Source organism: Hyphomicrobiales bacterium (assembly GCA_039973685.1).
Classification (GTDB): Bacteria; Pseudomonadota; Alphaproteobacteria; order Rhizobiales; family JACESI01; genus JACESI01.
The window spans coordinates 21,814-39,049 of the sequence record JBDWKL010000013.1 but is presented as its reverse complement, the minus strand read 5'-3'; the positions used below and the strand labels follow the sequence as shown (position 1 = coordinate 39,049).

Sequence of the window (17,236 nt, the reverse complement as noted above, 5' to 3'; positions counted from 1 at the left end):
GGTGGAATATGTAATAACATAACATTCAATACAAGTCCAAACTTGCTGCTAAGAAAAATGAATTTTGACGATGTCTCAAACTAATCAACCTCTCATCGCACTCACTAATGCGGGAGTTTTTAGAGATGACCGCTGGCTCGTGCGAGGTGTTGACCTGCACGTTGACGCTGGCGAAATAGTGACGCTTATCGGCCCCAATGGCTCCGGTAAATCAACCACTGCAAAAATTGCGTTAGAGATTACGAAGCCAGATGAAGGTCGCGTAGAAAAACGTAAAAACCTGCGGGTGTCCTATGTGCCGCAAAAAGTGGCCATTGATTGGACGCTGCCTTTAACTGTTAAACGATTCATGACGTTAACGGGCAGCGTGCCCGCGTCGGAAGTTGCTTCAGCAATGGAGGCAACAGGTGTTTCTCATTTGGCAGATCACGAAGTGCGCACCTTATCTGGTGGCGAATTTCAGCGGGTTTTGTTAGCGCGAGCGATGGCGCGAAAGCCTGAGTTGCTGGTGCTTGATGAGCCTGTGCAAGGTGTCGATTTCAGCGGTGAGATTGCGCTTTATGATTTGATCAAGAAAATCCGCGATGACCTGCAATGCGGTGTCCTCTTAATTTCTCACGATTTACATGTGGTGATGGCTGCAACAGACCGTGTTTTATGTTTGAACGGCCATGTGTGTTGCTCAGGCACGCCGAAAAGCGTTGCCTCTAGTGCAGAATACCAAGCCTTGTTTGGTGCACGCGCAACCTCAACACTTGCTGTTTACGAACATCACCACGATCACACTCACTTGCCAGATGGTCGGGTGGAGCACGCAGACGGCACGATCAGCGATACATGCGATCATGATCGCAGTCATTCTAAGCAAGGTTCAGAAACAGCTGAGGAGGCGTCCAATGCTTGACGATTTTTTCATCCGCGCTTTGCTCGCAGGTATTGGTGTTGCTTTGGTGGCTGGCCCGCTTGGGTGTTTTGTGGTGTGGCGACGTATGGCCTATTTTGGCGATACGCTTTCTCATGCAGCCTTGTTAGGTGTCGCCTTAGCCTTGTTGTTTGAAGTGAACGTAACGCTTGCTGTGTTCGTTGTTTCTGTTGGCGTTTCGATGTCGTTGCTGCTTCTTCAAAAGCGCGCCCCGCTATCTGCGGATGCTTTGCTAGGGCTGTTGTCTCATTCGGCTCTGGCTCTCGGGCTGGTCTTACTCGCCTTTTTAACATGGCTACGATTTGATTTGATGGGGTTGTTGTTTGGCGACATTCTTTCCGTTTCCAAAATGGATGTAGGCATCATCTGGGCGGGCGGTGCTGCGGTGCTTGTCATCTTAGCTAAGATTTGGCGGCCACTCTTTGCAGGCACTGTCAACCGAGAACTCGCCGTTGCCGAAGGCATGCCTTACGAGCGAGCGAATATTATCTTCATGCTGCTTCTTGCCGCCGTCATCGCCATATCAATCAAGATTGTTGGTGTGCTGCTCATAACCGCCATGCTGATTATACCAGCCGCCGCCGCCAGACGTTTCGCGCTTGGTCCTGAACAAATGGTGATAATTGCCATGATTATTGGCGCTTTGTCAGTCATTGCGGGGCTTTATGGCTCTTGGGAATGGGATACACCGACCGGCCCAAGCATTGTTGTCGCAAGCTTGCTAGGGTTCATCATTGCCATGACGCCATTTGCTAATATTATGAAAAAAAAGAATCATGTGGCAAAGACCAAAAGCACGGGAGTTAAATAATGGGTCATTCGCACGGAAATAGCCGTCCTCTTACAGATAAGCAGAAAATTGTTTTGGATGCTTTGATGAAGTCAGACGTGCCGCTCAGTGCTTATGCTTTGCTCGATCAACTGCGTGATGATGGCTTTCGTGCGCCATTGCAGGTTTATCGTGCCTTGGAAAAACTGACAGAAGGCGACTATGTCCATCGTCTTGAAAGCCTCAACGCCTTTGTTGCTTGTCGTCATTCAGGCTGTGATGAGGATGCACCGCATACTGTTCTGTTTGCTATTTGCGAACAATGCGGTCGGGTGCAGGAAGAAACGGGTCCCAACTTGTTTGCAACCCTTTCGACTCTTGCTGATCGGGCTAATTTCACTTTCAACAGTTCCGTGATTGAGCTTAAAGGGCTCTGTGCGGATTGTAAGACTTCATAAAACCATTGCGCTCGTAAGATTTCCGACTAGTCTCTTTATTCGAGGAATATGGGGGGAGTTGATCAATGAGTAATTCGGCAAATTTGCTGGAACGGCAAAATGGCGATGCGCCATTTACTGCCGACCCGTCTGTTTCCTACACCATGCCAGCGCGATTTTATGTAAGTGCTGATATCTACGACATGGAGAAAGAAGCGATCTTCTATAAGACGTGGCACTATGCAGGTCACGTCAGCCAAGTTGCTGAAAAGCGCTCTTATTTCACCACAAAAATTCATGAGCAAAATGTCTTTGTCACCCGCGGACAGGATGATGAAATCCGTGCGTTTTATAATGTCTGTGCTCACCGCGGGCATGAACTTCTTCAAAGCGCTGGCCGTAAATCCGTGATCACATGCCCTTATCATGCATGGGCTTTTGATTTTGAGGGCAATCTTGTTAATGCGCGAAACTCTGAAAATGTTGCAGGCTTTAACAAATGTGACTTCTCGCTGAAACCTGTTCGTATGGAAATTTTCTGCGGCATGATCATGATCAACCTTGATCCTGACGCGACACCATTCGCAGAGCAATTTGATGGCCTTGAAGATGAGATCCGTCAGTATATGCCCTCAGTTGATACGCTGGAATTTGCCCAGCGCGACACGTTTGATGTGGCGTCAAACTGGAAGGTGCTCGTTGATAATTTCCTAGAGTGCTACCACTGCGCACCTGCCCATAAAGATTTTGTCGATTTGGTCGATATGGATTCTTATCGCACCATCACCCATAAGCGTTATTCGTCGCAATGCGCGGCGGCACCCAGAACAACCACGTCTAAGGCGTTTAGTTTTGAAAAGGGTGATGTTGATTTTGGGTATGCTGGTTTCTTCGTGTGGCCAAATTTCACGATATGGATTTACCCAGGCGAGGCCAATTTATCGGTTCTGCAAATGAACCCAACAGCACCCACCCAAACCCTTGAATATCAAGACTGGTTCACAAAAGGCGGGAAGCTTTCGCCGCAGTTGAAGGAAGCCGCAGATTATCAAAAAGACATTTTGCAGCCGGAAGACATTGGCCTTTGCGAAAGTGTTCAGCGTGGGCTTTCATCAAAGGCCTATAACCAAGGCCGTTTTATCGTTGACCATGGCAAGACGGAACTTTCAGAACATGCAGTCCATCACTTTCAATCCATGGTGGTCGATGCGCTGGGCGCGAAACTGGATTAGGGTCAGGTCCCTAGCGTTTTATCGTCATTTCGCGCGGTGTGTTGCATAGGCATTCATAACCGTTTTCCGTAATCAAAAGCGGTTCGGTAATTTCTAACCCACCATCATCCAGCCATAAGGCAGGCATGAAGTGGAAGGTCATACCAGCTTGCAAAATAGACTGATCGCCGCGTCTAAATGACATGGTACGCTCGCCCCAGTCTGGCGGGTAAGAAAGCCCAATTGCATAACCGCAGCGGCTATCTTTTTCAAAGCCAAGCTTGTTCAATGTCGCATTAAAAGCGTTGGCAATATCTTCGCAGCGATTGCCGGGCTTTGCTTGTTCAAGTCCTGCTTCCACGGCTTCTAAAACCGCCTTTTCGGCATCAAGATATTTTTGCGGCGCGTCGCCCAAAAATAAGGTACGCGATTGCGGACATTGATAATGACGATAGGCACCCGCGATTTCAAAGAAGGTGCTCTCTCCAGTTTTAAACGGCGTATCATCCCATGTGAGATGCGGTGCGGTAGCGTTCATGCCTGACGGCGTCATCGGGACCATTGACGTGTAATCGCCCCAATGCCCATCTGCACCAATGATGGAAGTGTGATAAATCTCAGCGACAAGTTCGTTCTTCTTCAAACCCGGTTCCGCCCGCTCGACGATCATCGCGTGCATCTTCTCAACAATACGAGCCGCCCGCCGCATATAGGTGATTTCGGTTTCGCTCTTGATCGCCCGTTGCCAGTTCACCAATCCTGTTGTGTCTTGAAAAGTGGCATCTCTTAGATTGTTGGTGAGCGTTTGATAGGCGGCAGCGGAGAAATAATAATTATCAAGCTCAACGCCAATAGTAGCCTTCGCCCAACCTTTCTCTTTGATCAGTATGGCCAGCGTTTCATGGGGATGTTTTTCAGCGTTTTGAACATAGGTGTCGTCATAACCAACGATGTTCTCATGGGGCATAAAAACGGTACGCTTAGCGCCCAAAGCATCCATGCCGCGGCCCCACCAGATCGGATCGCCTTCCATGGAAAGAATAACGGCTTGATGGGTGTAAAAAGACCAGCCATCGTAGCCGGTAAGCCATGCCATGTTGGAAGGGTCGGTGACGACGATCACGTCAACATTGGCAGCAGCCATTGCGACCCGCGTTTTCGCGATCCGCTGGGCGTATTCATCTCTTGAAAAGTTGAGAACAGCATCGGTCATTATAAGTCCCCCATAGTCTCAAAAATGAGTGTGGGGGACCATCAGGCAAGCGTCAAGATGTTTGGTCGATGACTAAACGTCGAGGTTGGCAACCGTCAGCGCGTTTTGCTGAATGAAGTCGCGGCGTGGTTCAACATCATCGCCCATGAGCTTGGAGAAGATGTCATCCGCGGCAAGCGCTTCATGCACTTTAACTTGCAGGAGCGTGCGTACATTCGGGTCCAGTGTGGTTTCCCAAAGCTGGTCAGGGTTCATTTCACCAAGACCTTTGTAGCGCTGAAGTGCGAGGCCTTTACGACCAATCATGAATACTTGGTCCAGCATGGTGCGTGGGCCGAAGATAACCGTTTCAACTTCCTTGCGTTTCAAGGTTGCTGGCGTGTCATAAATTTCTTGTAACGATGTGGCAAAGGTGAGCAGTTTTCTCGCATCCGCAGAAGCAATCAACGGCATATCAAGGCGGGCAACTTCTTTAACGCCGCGCACGGTACGCTCAAACAGATAGCCGCTTTCGCCATTAAACGAACCGCTCCAACCGCGCTCGAATTCATCCGATACTGCGTCCAATCGCTTGGCCACGTTGGCGGCGGCAGCATTGGCTTTGCTGTCGTCTTGCACCATCTCAACATCAAGCGCGCCACCAATGGCTGCTTGTTCAAGAACCATGCGGTCATAGCGTGTGTGAACGCCTTCAATGAAGGTGCGTACAGAGCGAGCCTCTTCGATGATCGAACGAAGATCTTCGCCAGCCCGTTCTTCGCCAGAGCCAAGCTGCAAGACTGTATCGCTCAAGCCGTTGTCGATTAGGTAGTCTTGAAGCGCTGCCTCATCTTTGAGGTACTGCTCCGACTTACCACGTGACACCTTATAAAGCGGCGGTTGCGCGATGTAGATATGACCACCATTTACCAGCTCTGGCATTTGGCGGAAGAAGAAGGTGAGGAGCAGCGTTCTAATGTGTGCGCCATCCACATCCGCATCTGTCATGATGATAATTTTGTGGTAGCGCAGTTTTTCAAGATTAAACTCTTCGCGGCCAATGCCTGTGCCAAGCGCCGTGATCAGCGTGCCGATCTCGTTTGATGAGAGCATCTTATCAAAACGCGCCCGTTCCACATTGAGGATTTTACCGCGCAAAGGCAGAACAGCTTGATTGCCACGGTCACGACCTTGCTTGGCAGAGCCGCCCGCACTGTCACCCTCGACGAGGAAGATTTCTGATTTCGACGGATCGCGCTCTTGGCAGTCAGCAAGCTTGCCAGGGAGGGAGGCGATATCGAGTGCGCCTTTGCGCCGTGTGAGTTCGCGCGCTTTGCGGGCCGCTTCACGGGCAGCAGCGGCTTCAACCACTTTGGAAACAATCGTGCGGGCTTCAGATGGGTTTTCTTCAAACCAATCTTTAAGCGCCTCATTGACGTAGCCTTCAACAACAGGACGCACTTCTGATGATACGAGTTTGTCTTTTGTTTGGGAGGAGAATTTCGGATCTGGTACTTTCACTGAAAGCACACAAGTCATGCCCTCACGACAATCGTCGCCGGTTGGTGAGACTTTCTCTCTTTTGGTGATGCCTGAGGTATCTGCATAGCCTGTTACTTGGCGGGTCAACGCTGCACGGAAGCCAGCAAGGTGTGTGCCGCCGTCGCGCTGTGGAATATTGTTGGTGAAGCAAAGCACATGCTCTTGGTAGCTCTCGTTCCACCACGCTGCCAACTCAACGGTAATGCCGTCTCTCTCGCCCTTAAGCGTAATCGGGCCAGCAATAAGCGGTTTGCGATTGCGGTCGAGGTAGCGAACGAAGGCTTCAAGGCCACCTTCGTAATACATTTCTTCCGAGCGTGTTTCTGATGTGCGGTTATCAGTTAGAACAATGCGCGCGCCTGAATTCAAAAACGCGAGTTCCCGCAAACGGTTTTCCAGCGTCTCGTAGTTAAACTCGACCTGCGTGAAGGTTTCTGTCGATGGCAGGAAGGTTACTTCAGTGCCTGTTTCATCACCGCACTCACCAATAACTTTAAGGGGGCCATCTGAAACACCGTGAGTGAACGACATTTCGTGATGCTTACCCGCACGCTTGATGCGCAAGAATAGTTTTGATGACAGGGCATTCACCACAGAAACACCAACACCGTGCAGACCACCAGAAACCTTGTAGGAGTTCTGGTCGAACTTACCGCCAGCGTGAAGTTGGGTCATAATCACTTCAGCCGCTGAAATGCCTTCTTCAGCGTGAATATCTGTTGGAATACCGCGACCATTATCTGTCACCGTCACGGAACCATCTGGGTTCAACGTCACGGTTACAATATCAGCGTGTCCGGCGAGCGCCTCATCAACACCGTTATCAACCACCTCATAAACCATGTGGTGCAAGCCTGAGCCGTCATCGGTATCACCGATATACATGCCGGGCCGTTTGCGCACTGCGTCAAGGCCTTTCAAGACCTTAATCGAGTCTGCACCATATTCTTCAGGAGTGTTTTCTACAGGGTCGCTCATTAGAAGCCGTTTCGCTTAGGTTTAGCCAAGTCTATGGTCGATTTGGCTCGTCATTGGGTGGATGTATCTTTGAAATAAATACGATCCACGTGGGGTTTTGCTATTGTGAATACAAAACACAAGAATCACGGTGTTTTTATAGCACTTACGCGTTCTAAATGCCCGATAAATCGACGTTTTTTATGGGTCATCAACGGTTTAAGAGATGGTTCCGTTCTCGACATGCAGAAATTGGGCGCGATCACCTAAATCAGCGAATAAATCTCGGTCAGTTCCCGTCATGAAGGCTTGGCAATTGAGTGCTTCTAACACATCAAACAAGGCTGCACGGCGAAATTGGTCTAAATGGGCAGCAACTTCGTCCAAGAGGACGATAGGAGCCATGCCCGCGATCGTGCCGACCAGCTTGGCGTGTGCCAATACAATCCCGATAAGAAGCGCTTTTTGCTCTCCGGTGGAGCATAGCCGTGCGGCCATATCTTTTTCAGCGTGGCGCACCAGTAAATCAGAGCGATGTGGCCCTTCAAGTGTGCGACCTGCAGCACGGTCACGGCGGCGGGATTGTTGCAGCAGCGAACGGTAGGCGTCTTCTGCGTCAGTTGCCAAATGCGTGCGCACCAAATCATCCACTGAGCCTTCAAGTTCTAGGAGCGCCTGAGGAAAATGCTCTGTCATGGCGCTTGATTTTTCAACTTCAGTCGAAAGCAGTGCCAGAATTTCGTGACGGGCGGCGGTGATCGCGGTTCCAAGTTCAGCAATTTGCATTTCAGCTGCATCAAGCCACGATGAATTGTCGAAGGCTTCTTCTAAAACCTTGTTTCGGTTCCTGACGGCTTTGTCAAAATCATTCACTCGTCGCCCGTGGGTTGGATCAAGCGCTAGGACAAGGCGATCTAGAAAACGGCGGCGATCACCCGCTGGCCCTGTAAAGAGGCCGTCCATGGCGGGTGTGAGCCATAAAACGCGCACATATTCGGTTAAGGCGTCGCCGCTTTTGACTTGTTGGCGGTCAATGCGGATGCGGCGCGACTTATCTGGCACCCCATCTTGCATGGAAAGGCCAGTGCCAATCTCCGTGTCGCCGTTTTCTGTTTCAAGGCTTGTTGCAACAGCCCAAAGGCCATCACCGCCCTTTTCTGGCGTCAATCCCACATCCACATATTGCGCACGGCGCAACCCGCGACCGGGGGAGAGGTAGGAGACGGCTTCCAGTAGATTGGTTTTGCCAGACCCATTGGGGCCAGCAAGAACAACCGACTTCGGCTCAAGGTCAAGATTGAGGCTTTTGTAGTTTCGAAAGCTGGTCAATTTCAGCGCTGTTATGCGCGTTGGAAAGACCTGATCCATGGCAAAATTATCGCTCAATTAAACGCGCATTGGCATCAAAACAAAAAGCGCATCTTCATTGCCGTTTTCTTCAACCAATGTTGGCGAGCCTGGATCAGCAAGGCGGAAGATGGCGGTGTCTGATTGAAGTTGATTTGCAATATCAAGCAGGTACTTTGCGTTAAAGCCTACATCGATGTCGTCTGCATCATATTCAACAGCCAGTTCTTCTTCCGCAGTGCCTGATTCTGGGTTCACGACAGAAAGCACCATTTGGCCTGAACTAAGAGCAAGCTTCACAGCGCGTCCACGTTCTGATGAGATCGTTGATACGCGGTCAACGGCTGCAGTAAATGTGTCGCGGTCAACACGTAGCTCTTTGTCGTTGCCTTGTGGGATGACGCGTGAATAATCAGGGAAGGTGCCGTCGATCAATTTTGAGGTCAAAACGATATTGCCAACGGTAAAGCGAATTTTGCTGGCTGAAAGGTCGATCACCACGTTTTGCTCTGGATCATCGAGAAGCTTTTGAACTTCGCCAACGGTTTTACGCGGAATGATGATGCCTGGCATGCCGGGCGCGCCATCTGGGGCAGGGAGCTGCATTTGAGCAAGTCTGTGCCCATCTGTCGCAACACCACGAAGTAGGTTTGCACCGTTTACTTCTACAGCATGAAGATAAATACCGTTGAGGTAATAGCGTGTTTCTTCGGTAGAGATTGCAAACTGCGTGCGGTCCACGATCTTGCGCAAGTCACCTGCCGCTAAATTAAACTGATGAGAAAACTCGTTTGCAGCGAGCTCAGGGAAATCATCTTCTGGCAAGATTTGCAAACGGAACTCTGACTTGCCTGCTTGAACGCGCATGGTCGCGCCGCCTTCGTCGGTTTCAAGCAGAACTTCAGCACCGTCTGGCAATTTGCGAACAATGTCGAAAAGGATGTGGGCTGGAACTGTCGTGCCGCCCGGTGTCTCGACCATAGCTGGAATGCGCTCAACCACTTCAAGGTCGAGGTCGGTTGCTTTGAGCATCAGCTCACCTTCACCAGTGCGCAAAAGGGCATTGGAAAGGATCGGTATCGTATTGCGTTTTTCCACCACACGATGAACGTGGTTTAGGGATTTCAAAAGAGTTGAACGTTCGATTGTAATACGCATTAGATTAGATACCTGTTTCAAACAACGAAAAGGGTCACCGAACGGATTGTTCCGTCGGGATCAAATGTTTGACCTTGCTGGCACAAAAACGCAAGTCTGTGGGCGCTTGTATGCCCCTTCGTCCTCAATATTTTGAGGGATAAGTCAGGAAAATAGATGTCAGGCACAAATGGTGCTCAAAAAACAAACAACCGAGCCAGCGATGTTGCCATCTGCCGTGCTCGGTTGCTCGGGAGTTTGAGGCGATTACTAATCGTTTAATAGTCGCTTCAAAAGCTCTACGTCATCAGAAAACGTACGATCTTCACCCATCAGTTGTTCAACCTTTTGAACCGCATGAATAACGGTTGTGTGGTCGCGGCCACCGAAGCGTTTGCCAATTTCTGGCAGTGAACGCGGTGTCATGGTTTTGCAAAGATACATAGCGATCTGACGCGGACGAACAATTGCCCGTGTGCGGCGTTGTGAAACCAGATCAGATTTAGAAATACTGAAGTGGTTTGCGACCATGCGCTGAATGTCTTCAATCATCACCTTGCGTGGTTCATCTGAACGAATGAGGTCACGAAGGACGAGTTGAGCTGATTCAAGCGTTACAGGCGCACCCGTGTAGCATTGTTGAGCCACAAGACGGTTTAACGCGCCTTCAAGATCACGGCCATTGGTGGTGACTGCCTGTGCCACATAATCCAAAATCGTATCAGAAATGATGATATTTGGATCAGCAGCGCGAAGAGCGTTCAGGCGGCTTTCCAAAATCTTGCGGCGAAGATCAGGCTCAGGGCTTTCCAACTGCAAGGTGATACCACCACGAAGGCGAGAAAGGGCTCGCTCATCAATAGTTTCCAAACTTGCTGCTGGTCTGTCTGCTGACAAAATAACCTGCTTGTTGGCTTCTACGAGTGCAATCAGAAGGTGGCTGAATTCCTGTTGGAATTTATCACCAGCCAAAAACTGAATGTCGTCGATGATCATGACATCAACATCGCGCAAACGATCTTTGATTTCGGCAATTGTTTTATTGGCAAACCCTTCGCGCAATTTCTGCATGAAGCGCTCACACGTGAAATACAAAACGCGGCGCGGTAATTTGCTGCGTTGGCTTTCCCAAGCAATTGCTTGCAAGAGGTGCGTTTTACCAAGGCCAACTTTCGCATGAACAAACATAGGGTTGAATGTTACGGAGCGGTCGCCAGTGGCAATCGCTTTGGCTGCGGTAAAGGCCATATTATTACCTTGACCTGGGCAGAAATTAGCAAAGGTAAACTTTGGATCTAGGGGTGCACCACCATGAGGGCCTTCAATGTCGCCCATACGGCGGAACATTTGATCATCATTGCGAAACCCAACAGGGTTCATTGGTGTCGTGTTTTGATGGACAGGTTTTTCGTTCTCTGTTTTTGGGGCAGGGCGATTACGATTGCGCGCAGCTCCCCTCACTGAGACTGAAATGGCTTTAATATCGGCTTGCTCTTCTTGTAAGAGCGTTAGGATCCGCTCACCGTAGTGGGTATCAATCCACTGACGCAGAAACAATGTTGGCACGGACAAGAAAATTGTATTCTTATCGAGGTTTTCAAGAGCCAATCCTTTGAACCAACTTGAGTATACATCTTCGCCAAGCTGCACTCTCAATTTAGCTTTAATTCGATCCCACATTTCTTTCTGTTCTTCTACAGAGAGGACAACGTGTGACTCTTCAACAAAATTCGATTCATCCGTGATGTCGAAGTGTATTCCTGGTAGTTTGTTTCCGTCTTTAGGCATTATTTTAGTATTCCCCCATCTGTCCTGGCCGCATAAAGCTGTTTTTTTAAAGCTGTATTCCTACTCCTGCTTATCGGTGCTGATTATTTCAGTTTCCGATGCACAGTCCGGGGGTTTAAGCCCGGTAGCGAAAGGTTGGCATCATTTCATGACGCGTCCTCGTTCGTTTTTTTGCTCAGTCTATTCCCTGTCTTAGTCGTATCGACTCCGTTCTTTTAATTTTGATGCCAAGGTAAATTGCTGGCTTTCCAGCCATTTACCAGTCCCCGATGTTTTTGCCCGTCGTGACCGCCTTCAAAGCCGCCAGCCACATTAAAGCAGTTCTTATAACCTTCATTCGTCATGGCAATCGCCGCCGATTGGCTTCGAACACCTGAGCGACACAGAAAATAAATTTCCGTGTCTGGGCCGCCGCCGGCCTTTTCGATTGAGGACGATAAGTCGGAAATGAAAGCAGAGTTCACGTTCATTGCTGGATATTGCTGCCACTCTAGTAGAACAATATCTTTTTGCAGCTTGCTAAGATCTGGCAGCCCAACAAAATTCCATTCAGCAGATGTTCTCACATCAACCAGAATGCTATTTTTGTTGTTCGCAAGATTTTCCCAGGCCGTTGAGCATTCAACATCCCCAGCATACTCTGACATACTTCCCTCATCCTTCGTGCGCGATCTGTTAAAGTCAGACCGTCATATTGATCTTATGTACCTCGCTCTTTGGCAGGCACAGCTTCGCCGATATGGCCCCATTAGAAGAAGCCAAACCGTTGCCCTTTTTACGGGGCAAATGTGATTTGTACTTTGGTATCATGGGGCATCCAGAGCACCCCTTAAGACAAAATTAAGCTATCATAAATGCCGTGCTGTGGACTAGCCCCAAACAAGCGATTCAGGCGAAATAAAAAATTAAAATTTGCTTGACATCAGTTCAGGAAAAACAGCATCCACGGCGGGTTTTTAAAACCGTTAAAAATTCAAATGGTTAACATTTTTTATGATTTTTTTAGGAACGCTTTCCTGCATTTTTATTGCTACGTGAGGGCGCGTTAAAAATTTTGATCAGGCTTTTTGAGGCCACGTGGCGCTAGGGTTGTAGCGTAAATTATTGAAAGTAAACGTTTATACTGACTTCTCAACGCATGTGGAAAAGGTTTGCATGCAAACCTTTGTTCGCAGTGTGAAAAAATAATGCAAAAGGCAAAAAAAAAGACGCCTTGCGGCGCCTTAAATTCTAGCTCTGTAAAAAAGTCTTATGCAGACAATGCCTTAACACGTTTTGTAAGACGTGAGATTTTTCTAGAAGCTGTATTCTTATGCAAAATGCCTTTTTGTGAGGCACGCATTACGATTGGCTCAGCTGCGTTCAAAGCAGTCTTTGCAGCACCTGCATCACCTGAGGTAATTGCTTCTTCTACTGTACGTAAGAAAGAGCGCATGTTTGTGCGGCGTGATTTGTTAACTGCTGTGCGACGCGCAATTTTACGAGTTGCTTTCTTGGCGGAAGGCGTATTCGCCATTGTTGTCATCCTTGATCAAGTTTTTCGGGTGTCGCGAGTCGGAAAAAACCATTCTGTGTTGCCACAGGCATGCATCCCACAGATTACGACGAAATCTCTAAGTAGCGGGCTTATAATCTCTCGACTGTATTTCGTCAATTGGCGAAATCGCGAAAAATGGCATCATTACTACTTGTTTTTGAATTGAGCGGCTCGTTTTTCGATAAATGCTTGCATTCCTTCAGATTGATCTTGGGTTGCAAACAAGGAATGGAAGTTACGGCGTTCAAACAAAAGGCCAGCGGCAAGCGTGGTTTCAAAGCTTTGATTGACCGCTTCTTTTAACATCATATTGGTGGTGAGTGATTGATCTGCGATTTTTGCAGCAGCGGTCATCACTTCATCCATCAAATCTGCAATTGGAACGATACGAGACACAAGACCAGCGCTTTCGGCTTCTTTTACGTCCATCATGCGGCCGGTAAGGCACATATCCATTGATTTTGCTTTGCCAATGGCGCGGGTGAGGCGTTGTGTGCCGCCAATGCCGGGAATCACACCTAGATTGATTTCAGGTTGGCCAAATTTCGCGTTATCGGCTGCTATAATAAAGTCGCACATCATGGCAAGCTCACAACCGCCACCTAGTGCATAGCCTGCGACAGCCGCGATTACAGGTTTGCGGCATGCGGCTAAGCGTTCTGTTTTAGCGAAAAGGTCATCGAGATAAACATCAGGAAAACCGCGTGTTTGCATCTCTTTAATATCAGCACCAGCTGCAAAAGCTTTTTCTGAGCCTGTAATGACGATGCAGCCAATTTTGCTGTCTTGATCAAGGGAAACAACGGCATCCAGCAGTTCTTCGATCAATTGTGCATTGAGAGCGTTGAGTGCCTTGGGTCTGTCCAGAGTAACAATACCAACTTCACCTTTAACTTCTTTGCGAATTGTGTCGTAACCCATAGCCGCCCTCTTTCATGATGAATTAAATGTTAACTTTATAAGATCTTGAAAGCAGTTTCACCTCTTAGTTTCAAGGCCGGATTGCAAAGTTATTTCGCAGTAATGGTTAATGAACGCTCTTTATCGTTGGCACGTTGGGCAATAGAAGGTGGATCGCCCACTTTGAACAATGCGCTCAATCGTTCCTTTACACGCTTCTTTGCGGCAGTCTTCGCCTGCGCGGTCATAGGCTGCAAAAGAATGTTGAAAATAACCAAGCGAGCCATCTGTATGCACATAGTCTTTAAGCGATGAGCCGCCTGCTTTGATGGCGTCTGCGATTACTTCTCTAATATGCGTAGTCAGCTCTTCAAGTTTTACCGTCGGTTTGCCAGCTTTGGTCACAAGTGTGCCCGTGGCACGAGTTGGCGACAGATGCGCGCGCCATAAAGCTTCGCATACATATATATTACCAAGTCCCGCAATCATGCGCTGGTCAAGCAGAGCGGCCTTAAGCGGCGTCGTCTTGTTAATAAAAACTTGGGCTAGATAATCAGGAGAAAGCGCGTTACCCGTCGGCTCAACCCCCATTTTATGAAAATGCTTGCATTGATCCAGCTCATTACGGGCGACCAGATCCATAAAGCCGAAGCGTCGCGGGTCATTATAGATAACCTGCGCCCCATTAGACATGTGAAGAACCACATGGTCATGTTTGGCGGCTTTGTTTCTATCATAATGAAAGTCTACCAATTGGTCGCCGTCGTCTAACCCTTCCACGCGGAATGAGCCAGACATGCCAAGATGCATAATAAGAGCGGTGCCGTCTTCCATGTCGGCGACCAGATATTTCGCACGACGGCCCATTGAGATGAGTTTTTGGCCTTCCAACCGCTCAACAAACCGTTCTGGAAACTCAAACCGCAAATTTGGGCGGCGCTGTTCAACCTTGATGATCGTCTCGCCTTCCATATGAGGGGCAAGACCACGGCGAACAGTTTCTACTTCAGGAAGCTCAGGCATAGTTCTTCACGCATAACTATATTAAGAGAGATCGGGTGACAGACATTGTGTCTTATAATAGTGTCCGCTCAAATAAGTACAGCAGCAAGAAAATTGCGCGTGAATAAAGGCGATTGGATCATGACAGTGGATAATGCCACATCATTCGGGTTTCAAAAGGTCGAAGAAGGCGAAAAGCAAGGCATGGTGGATGAAGTCTTCCACTCTGTTGCCAAAAAATATGATGTGATGAACGATTTCATGTCGATGGGCATGCACCGTGTTTGGAAAGATGCGATGGTCTCAAGCCTCAATCCGTCAAAATCACAAAGTGATTACACGCACCTTGATGTGGCAGGCGGAACAGGCGATATCGCGTTTCGTATTGCAGAACGGTCTAACAGCAACGTGCAATCAACGGTTTTCGACATCAACGGCTCTATGCTTGAAGTGGGCAAAGAACGCGCAGAAGAACGCGGGTTTTCCCATATCAAATTTCAAGAAGGCAATGCCGAAGAGCTTCCTTTTGAAGACAATTCCTTTGATGCCTATACAATCGCTTTTGGTATTCGTAACGTGCCAAAGATCGACAAAGCTCTTTCAGAAGCACGGCGTGTATTAAAGCGCGGCGGACGCTTTTTATGTCTAGAGTTTTCGCAAGTGGATGTTGCGGGCTTTGATAAAATCTATGACGCTTATTCCTTCAATGTTATCCCACGTGTTGGGCAGGCTGTGACAGGTGACCGTGAATCCTATCAATATCTTGTTGAATCAATCCGTAAATTCCCGAACCCAATGCGGTTTGAAGCGATGATGAAAACAGCAGGCATGGACCAAGTAAGCCACCGTGTTTATGCGGGCGGTGCTGTTTGCCTTCATTCTGGCTGGAATCTCTAAAGGCACCTTATGGCAATTTCGTCTTACTTTAGATTGGTCAAAGCTGGCTGGGTGCTGATGCGCGAAGGCGTAACGCGGCTGGCCGACCCTGAGCAATTGCCGCCATCTGGCCAATTCGCAATCAAAGTATTGCGGATTTTTGAAAAAGGCTCGGTTAAAAAAGCCAACAATGCTGAGCGACTAACCCAAGCGCTCAACCGATTGGGGCCAAGCTACATCAAAATAGGTCAGTTCCTCGCAACGCGGCCTGATATGGTGGGCAAAGAAATCGCAGGCAACCTTTCGCTTTTGCAAGATCGCTTACCAGCATTCGATACGGCAATTGCTAAAGCACAAGTTGAAGCAGCCTTCGGCAAGCCGTGTGACGAATTATTCGAGAGTTTCTCAGAATCAATTGCCGCAGCCTCCATTGCCCAAGTTCATAAGGCAACCCGTCGCAATGCAGATGGCACCACACGCGAAGTGGCTGTTAAAGTCTTACGGCCTGATATTCGCAAACGATTTAAAAATGATCTCGATGCCTTCTTTATCGCAGCGCGATGGGCGGAGTTTTTCGTCCCGTCATTAAGACGCATGCGCCCCGTTGCGGCCGTTGAAACACTGGAACGTTCTGCTGAGTTAGAGCTTGATCTTCGCCTAGAAGCGGCAGCTTTGTCTGAGCTTGGCGAGAATATGGAAGACAACCCTAATTACCGCACGCCTGACGTTGTATGGGACTTCATGTCCCGCGATATTTTAGTGACGGAATGGATTGATGGCTTGAAGCTCTCAGACCTTGAGGGGTTAGAAGCTGCTGGCTACGATCTCCCAGAGCTTGCCAATGAGGTGATCAATTCGTTTCTTACCCAAGCCGTGCGCGATGGCTTTTTCCATGCCGACCCGCACCAAGGCAATATGTTTGTCACAGAAGGCGGCAAGATCGTCGCGATTGATGGCGGCATTATGGGGCGGATCAATGAGGGCGAAAGCAGGTTTCTAGCTGAAATCCTCTGGGGCTTCATCAACCGCGAATATATGCGGATTGCCGAGGTTCATTTTGAAGCGGGCTATGTGCCAGCTCGCCACAAGGTTGAAGATTTTGCACAAGCATTGCGTGGGATTGGTGAGCCAATCCACGGAGCGCAGGCTGACGATATTTCAATGGCACGGCTTTTACAGCAATTGCTCGATGTGACGGACCTGTTTGATATGCCGATGCAGCCGCAGTTGATGTTCCTTCAACGTACTATGGTGGTAGCTGAAGGGGTGGCCCGTTCACTCGATCCATCATTCAACATGTGGAAAGCAGCTGAACCTGTGATCAAAGGTTGGATTGGCCGCGAAGTGGGACCTGCCGCGCATATTCGCCGTGCTGCCAATGGCGTTAATGCGCTGGGTAAGTTGGTAGGTGATCTGCCAGAACTTGCCGCCCGCGCAGAGAAGTTATCTGCCGAAATGGCTGCGGTGGGCGAAAAGGGTTTGCGGCTTGATCCTGAAACCTTGAAAGCCTTTAGCGGTGATGAGAGCAAAAGCGCAAAAGTAACGGCCTATGGTCTGTGGGCGATTGCCATTGCTGTTGGCGCGCTTGCCGTGGTGATGTGGCAGGGGTAAAACAAACC

15 protein-coding genes are annotated in these 17,236 nt (G+C 48.9%); 6 read left to right on the top strand and 9 right to left on the bottom strand.

Annotated elements, in window-relative coordinates:
- Window positions 1–70 precede the first annotated feature (70 nt).
- The 4 genes from ABJO30_03405 (at window position 71) to ABJO30_03390 (ending at window position 3,360) form a co-directional block, all read left to right on the top strand.
- Complete coding sequence (locus tag ABJO30_03405) at window positions 71–904, top strand: metal ABC transporter ATP-binding protein (GenBank protein MEP3231859.1); 834 nt, start codon at window positions 71–73, stop codon at window positions 902–904.
- Window positions 897–1,733 (top strand): metal ABC transporter permease, encoded by an 837-nt coding sequence (locus ABJO30_03400; GenBank protein ID MEP3231858.1) that lies wholly within the window; start codon window positions 897–899, stop codon window positions 1,731–1,733. Before ABJO30_03405 ends, ABJO30_03400 begins: the two co-directional genes overlap by 8 nt.
- Window positions 1,733–2,149 carry a Fur family transcriptional regulator gene (locus ABJO30_03395; protein ID MEP3231857.1) on the top strand — a complete coding sequence of 139 codons (417 nt, stop codon included), beginning with the start codon at window positions 1,733–1,735 and terminating at the stop codon, window positions 2,147–2,149. Before ABJO30_03400 ends, ABJO30_03395 begins: the two co-directional genes overlap by 1 nt.
- 65 nt (window positions 2,150–2,214) lie before the next feature.
- Window positions 2,215–3,360: an aromatic ring-hydroxylating dioxygenase subunit alpha gene (locus ABJO30_03390; GenBank protein ID MEP3231856.1), complete on the top strand. Its 1,146-nt coding sequence runs from the start codon at window positions 2,215–2,217 to the stop codon at window positions 3,358–3,360.
- Window positions 3,361–3,370: 10 nt separating this feature from the next.
- On the opposite strand, the gene doeA is transcribed toward ABJO30_03390, so the two are convergent.
- From doeA to mutM, 9 genes are all read right to left on the bottom strand, one after another.
- Window positions 3,371–4,552 (bottom strand): ectoine hydrolase DoeA, encoded by a 1,182-nt coding sequence (gene doeA, locus ABJO30_03385; protein MEP3231855.1) that lies wholly within the window; start codon window positions 4,550–4,552, stop codon window positions 3,371–3,373.
- A gap of 72 nt (window positions 4,553–4,624) precedes the next feature.
- Window positions 4,625–7,051 (bottom strand): DNA topoisomerase (ATP-hydrolyzing) subunit B, encoded by a 2,427-nt coding sequence (gene gyrB / locus ABJO30_03380; GenBank protein ID MEP3231854.1) that lies wholly within the window; start codon window positions 7,049–7,051, stop codon window positions 4,625–4,627.
- A 198-nt stretch (window positions 7,052–7,249) separates the two neighbouring features.
- The gene (gene recF, locus ABJO30_03375) at window positions 7,250–8,398 is read right to left on the bottom strand and encodes a DNA replication/repair protein RecF (protein ID MEP3231853.1); all 1,149 of its coding nucleotides are present in this window, start codon (window positions 8,396–8,398) and stop codon (window positions 7,250–7,252) included.
- Window positions 8,399–8,416: 18 nt separating this feature from the next.
- Window positions 8,417–9,535 (bottom strand): DNA polymerase III subunit beta, encoded by a 1,119-nt coding sequence (gene dnaN / locus ABJO30_03370; GenBank protein ID MEP3231852.1) that lies wholly within the window; start codon window positions 9,533–9,535, stop codon window positions 8,417–8,419.
- Between the two features lie 249 nt (window positions 9,536–9,784).
- Window positions 9,785–11,302, bottom strand: a complete 1,518-nt coding sequence (gene dnaA / locus ABJO30_03365) for a chromosomal replication initiator protein DnaA (GenBank protein ID MEP3231851.1) — start codon at window positions 11,300–11,302, stop codon at window positions 9,785–9,787.
- 215 nt (window positions 11,303–11,517) lie between these two features.
- Entirely contained in the window at window positions 11,518–11,949 is a 432-nt protein-coding gene (locus tag ABJO30_03360; GenBank protein ID MEP3231850.1) for a rhodanese-like domain-containing protein, read from the bottom strand.
- Between the two features lie 602 nt (window positions 11,950–12,551).
- Window positions 12,552–12,818, bottom strand: a complete 267-nt coding sequence (rpsT, locus tag ABJO30_03355) for a 30S ribosomal protein S20 (GenBank protein ID MEP3231849.1) — start codon at window positions 12,816–12,818, stop codon at window positions 12,552–12,554.
- A 168-nt stretch (window positions 12,819–12,986) separates the two neighbouring features.
- On the bottom strand, window positions 12,987–13,760 hold the full coding sequence (locus ABJO30_03350; protein MEP3231848.1) for an enoyl-CoA hydratase: 774 nt from the start codon (window positions 13,758–13,760) through the stop codon (window positions 12,987–12,989).
- 120 nt (window positions 13,761–13,880) lie between these two features.
- Window positions 13,881–14,762, bottom strand: coding sequence for a bifunctional DNA-formamidopyrimidine glycosylase/DNA-(apurinic or apyrimidinic site) lyase (gene mutM, locus ABJO30_03345; GenBank protein ID MEP3231847.1), 882 nt, complete (start codon window positions 14,760–14,762; stop codon window positions 13,881–13,883).
- 120 nt (window positions 14,763–14,882) lie between these two features.
- Here mutM and ubiE point away from each other — a divergent pair, with 120 nt between their 5' ends.
- Window positions 14,883–15,638 (top strand): bifunctional demethylmenaquinone methyltransferase/2-methoxy-6-polyprenyl-1,4-benzoquinol methylase UbiE, encoded by a 756-nt coding sequence (ubiE, locus tag ABJO30_03340; GenBank protein MEP3231846.1) that lies wholly within the window; start codon window positions 14,883–14,885, stop codon window positions 15,636–15,638.
- A 9-nt stretch (window positions 15,639–15,647) separates the two neighbouring features.
- The gene (gene ubiB, locus ABJO30_03335) at window positions 15,648–17,228 is read left to right on the top strand and encodes a 2-polyprenylphenol 6-hydroxylase (GenBank protein ID MEP3231845.1); all 1,581 of its coding nucleotides are present in this window, start codon (window positions 15,648–15,650) and stop codon (window positions 17,226–17,228) included.
- Window positions 17,229–17,236 lie beyond the last annotated feature (8 nt).

What these genes read in the sequence shown, in the direction of transcription:
- ABJO30_03405 (MEP3231859.1), top strand. Translation starts at nt 71, where the DNA reads ATGTCTCAAACTAATCAACCTCTCATCGCACTCACTAATGCGGGAGTT.
- ABJO30_03400 (MEP3231858.1), top strand. Translation starts at nt 897, where the DNA reads ATGCTTGACGATTTTTTCATCCGCGCTTTGCTCGCAGGTATTGGTGTT.
- ABJO30_03395 (MEP3231857.1), top strand. Translation starts at nt 1,733, where the DNA reads ATGGGTCATTCGCACGGAAATAGCCGTCCTCTTACAGATAAGCAGAAA.
- ABJO30_03390 (MEP3231856.1), top strand. Translation starts at nt 2,215, where the DNA reads ATGAGTAATTCGGCAAATTTGCTGGAACGGCAAAATGGCGATGCGCCA.
- doeA (MEP3231855.1), bottom strand. Translation starts at nt 4,552, where the DNA reads ATGACCGATGCTGTTCTCAACTTTTCAAGAGATGAATACGCCCAGCGG.
- gyrB (MEP3231854.1), bottom strand. Translation starts at nt 7,051, where the DNA reads ATGAGCGACCCTGTAGAAAACACTCCTGAAGAATATGGTGCAGACTCG.
- recF (MEP3231853.1), bottom strand. Translation starts at nt 8,398, where the DNA reads ATGGATCAGGTCTTTCCAACGCGCATAACAGCGCTGAAATTGACCAGC.
- dnaN (MEP3231852.1), bottom strand. Translation starts at nt 9,535, where the DNA reads ATGCGTATTACAATCGAACGTTCAACTCTTTTGAAATCCCTAAACCAC.
- dnaA (MEP3231851.1), bottom strand. Translation starts at nt 11,302, where the DNA reads ATGCCTAAAGACGGAAACAAACTACCAGGAATACACTTCGACATCACG.
- ABJO30_03360 (MEP3231850.1), bottom strand. Translation starts at nt 11,949, where the DNA reads ATGTCAGAGTATGCTGGGGATGTTGAATGCTCAACGGCCTGGGAAAAT.
- rpsT (MEP3231849.1), bottom strand. Translation starts at nt 12,818, where the DNA reads ATGGCGAATACGCCTTCCGCCAAGAAAGCAACTCGTAAAATTGCGCGT.
- ABJO30_03350 (MEP3231848.1), bottom strand. Translation starts at nt 13,760, where the DNA reads ATGGGTTACGACACAATTCGCAAAGAAGTTAAAGGTGAAGTTGGTATT.
- mutM (MEP3231847.1), bottom strand. Translation starts at nt 14,762, where the DNA reads ATGCCTGAGCTTCCTGAAGTAGAAACTGTTCGCCGTGGTCTTGCCCCT.
- ubiE (MEP3231846.1), top strand. Translation starts at nt 14,883, where the DNA reads ATGACAGTGGATAATGCCACATCATTCGGGTTTCAAAAGGTCGAAGAA.
- ubiB (MEP3231845.1), top strand. Translation starts at nt 15,648, where the DNA reads ATGGCAATTTCGTCTTACTTTAGATTGGTCAAAGCTGGCTGGGTGCTG.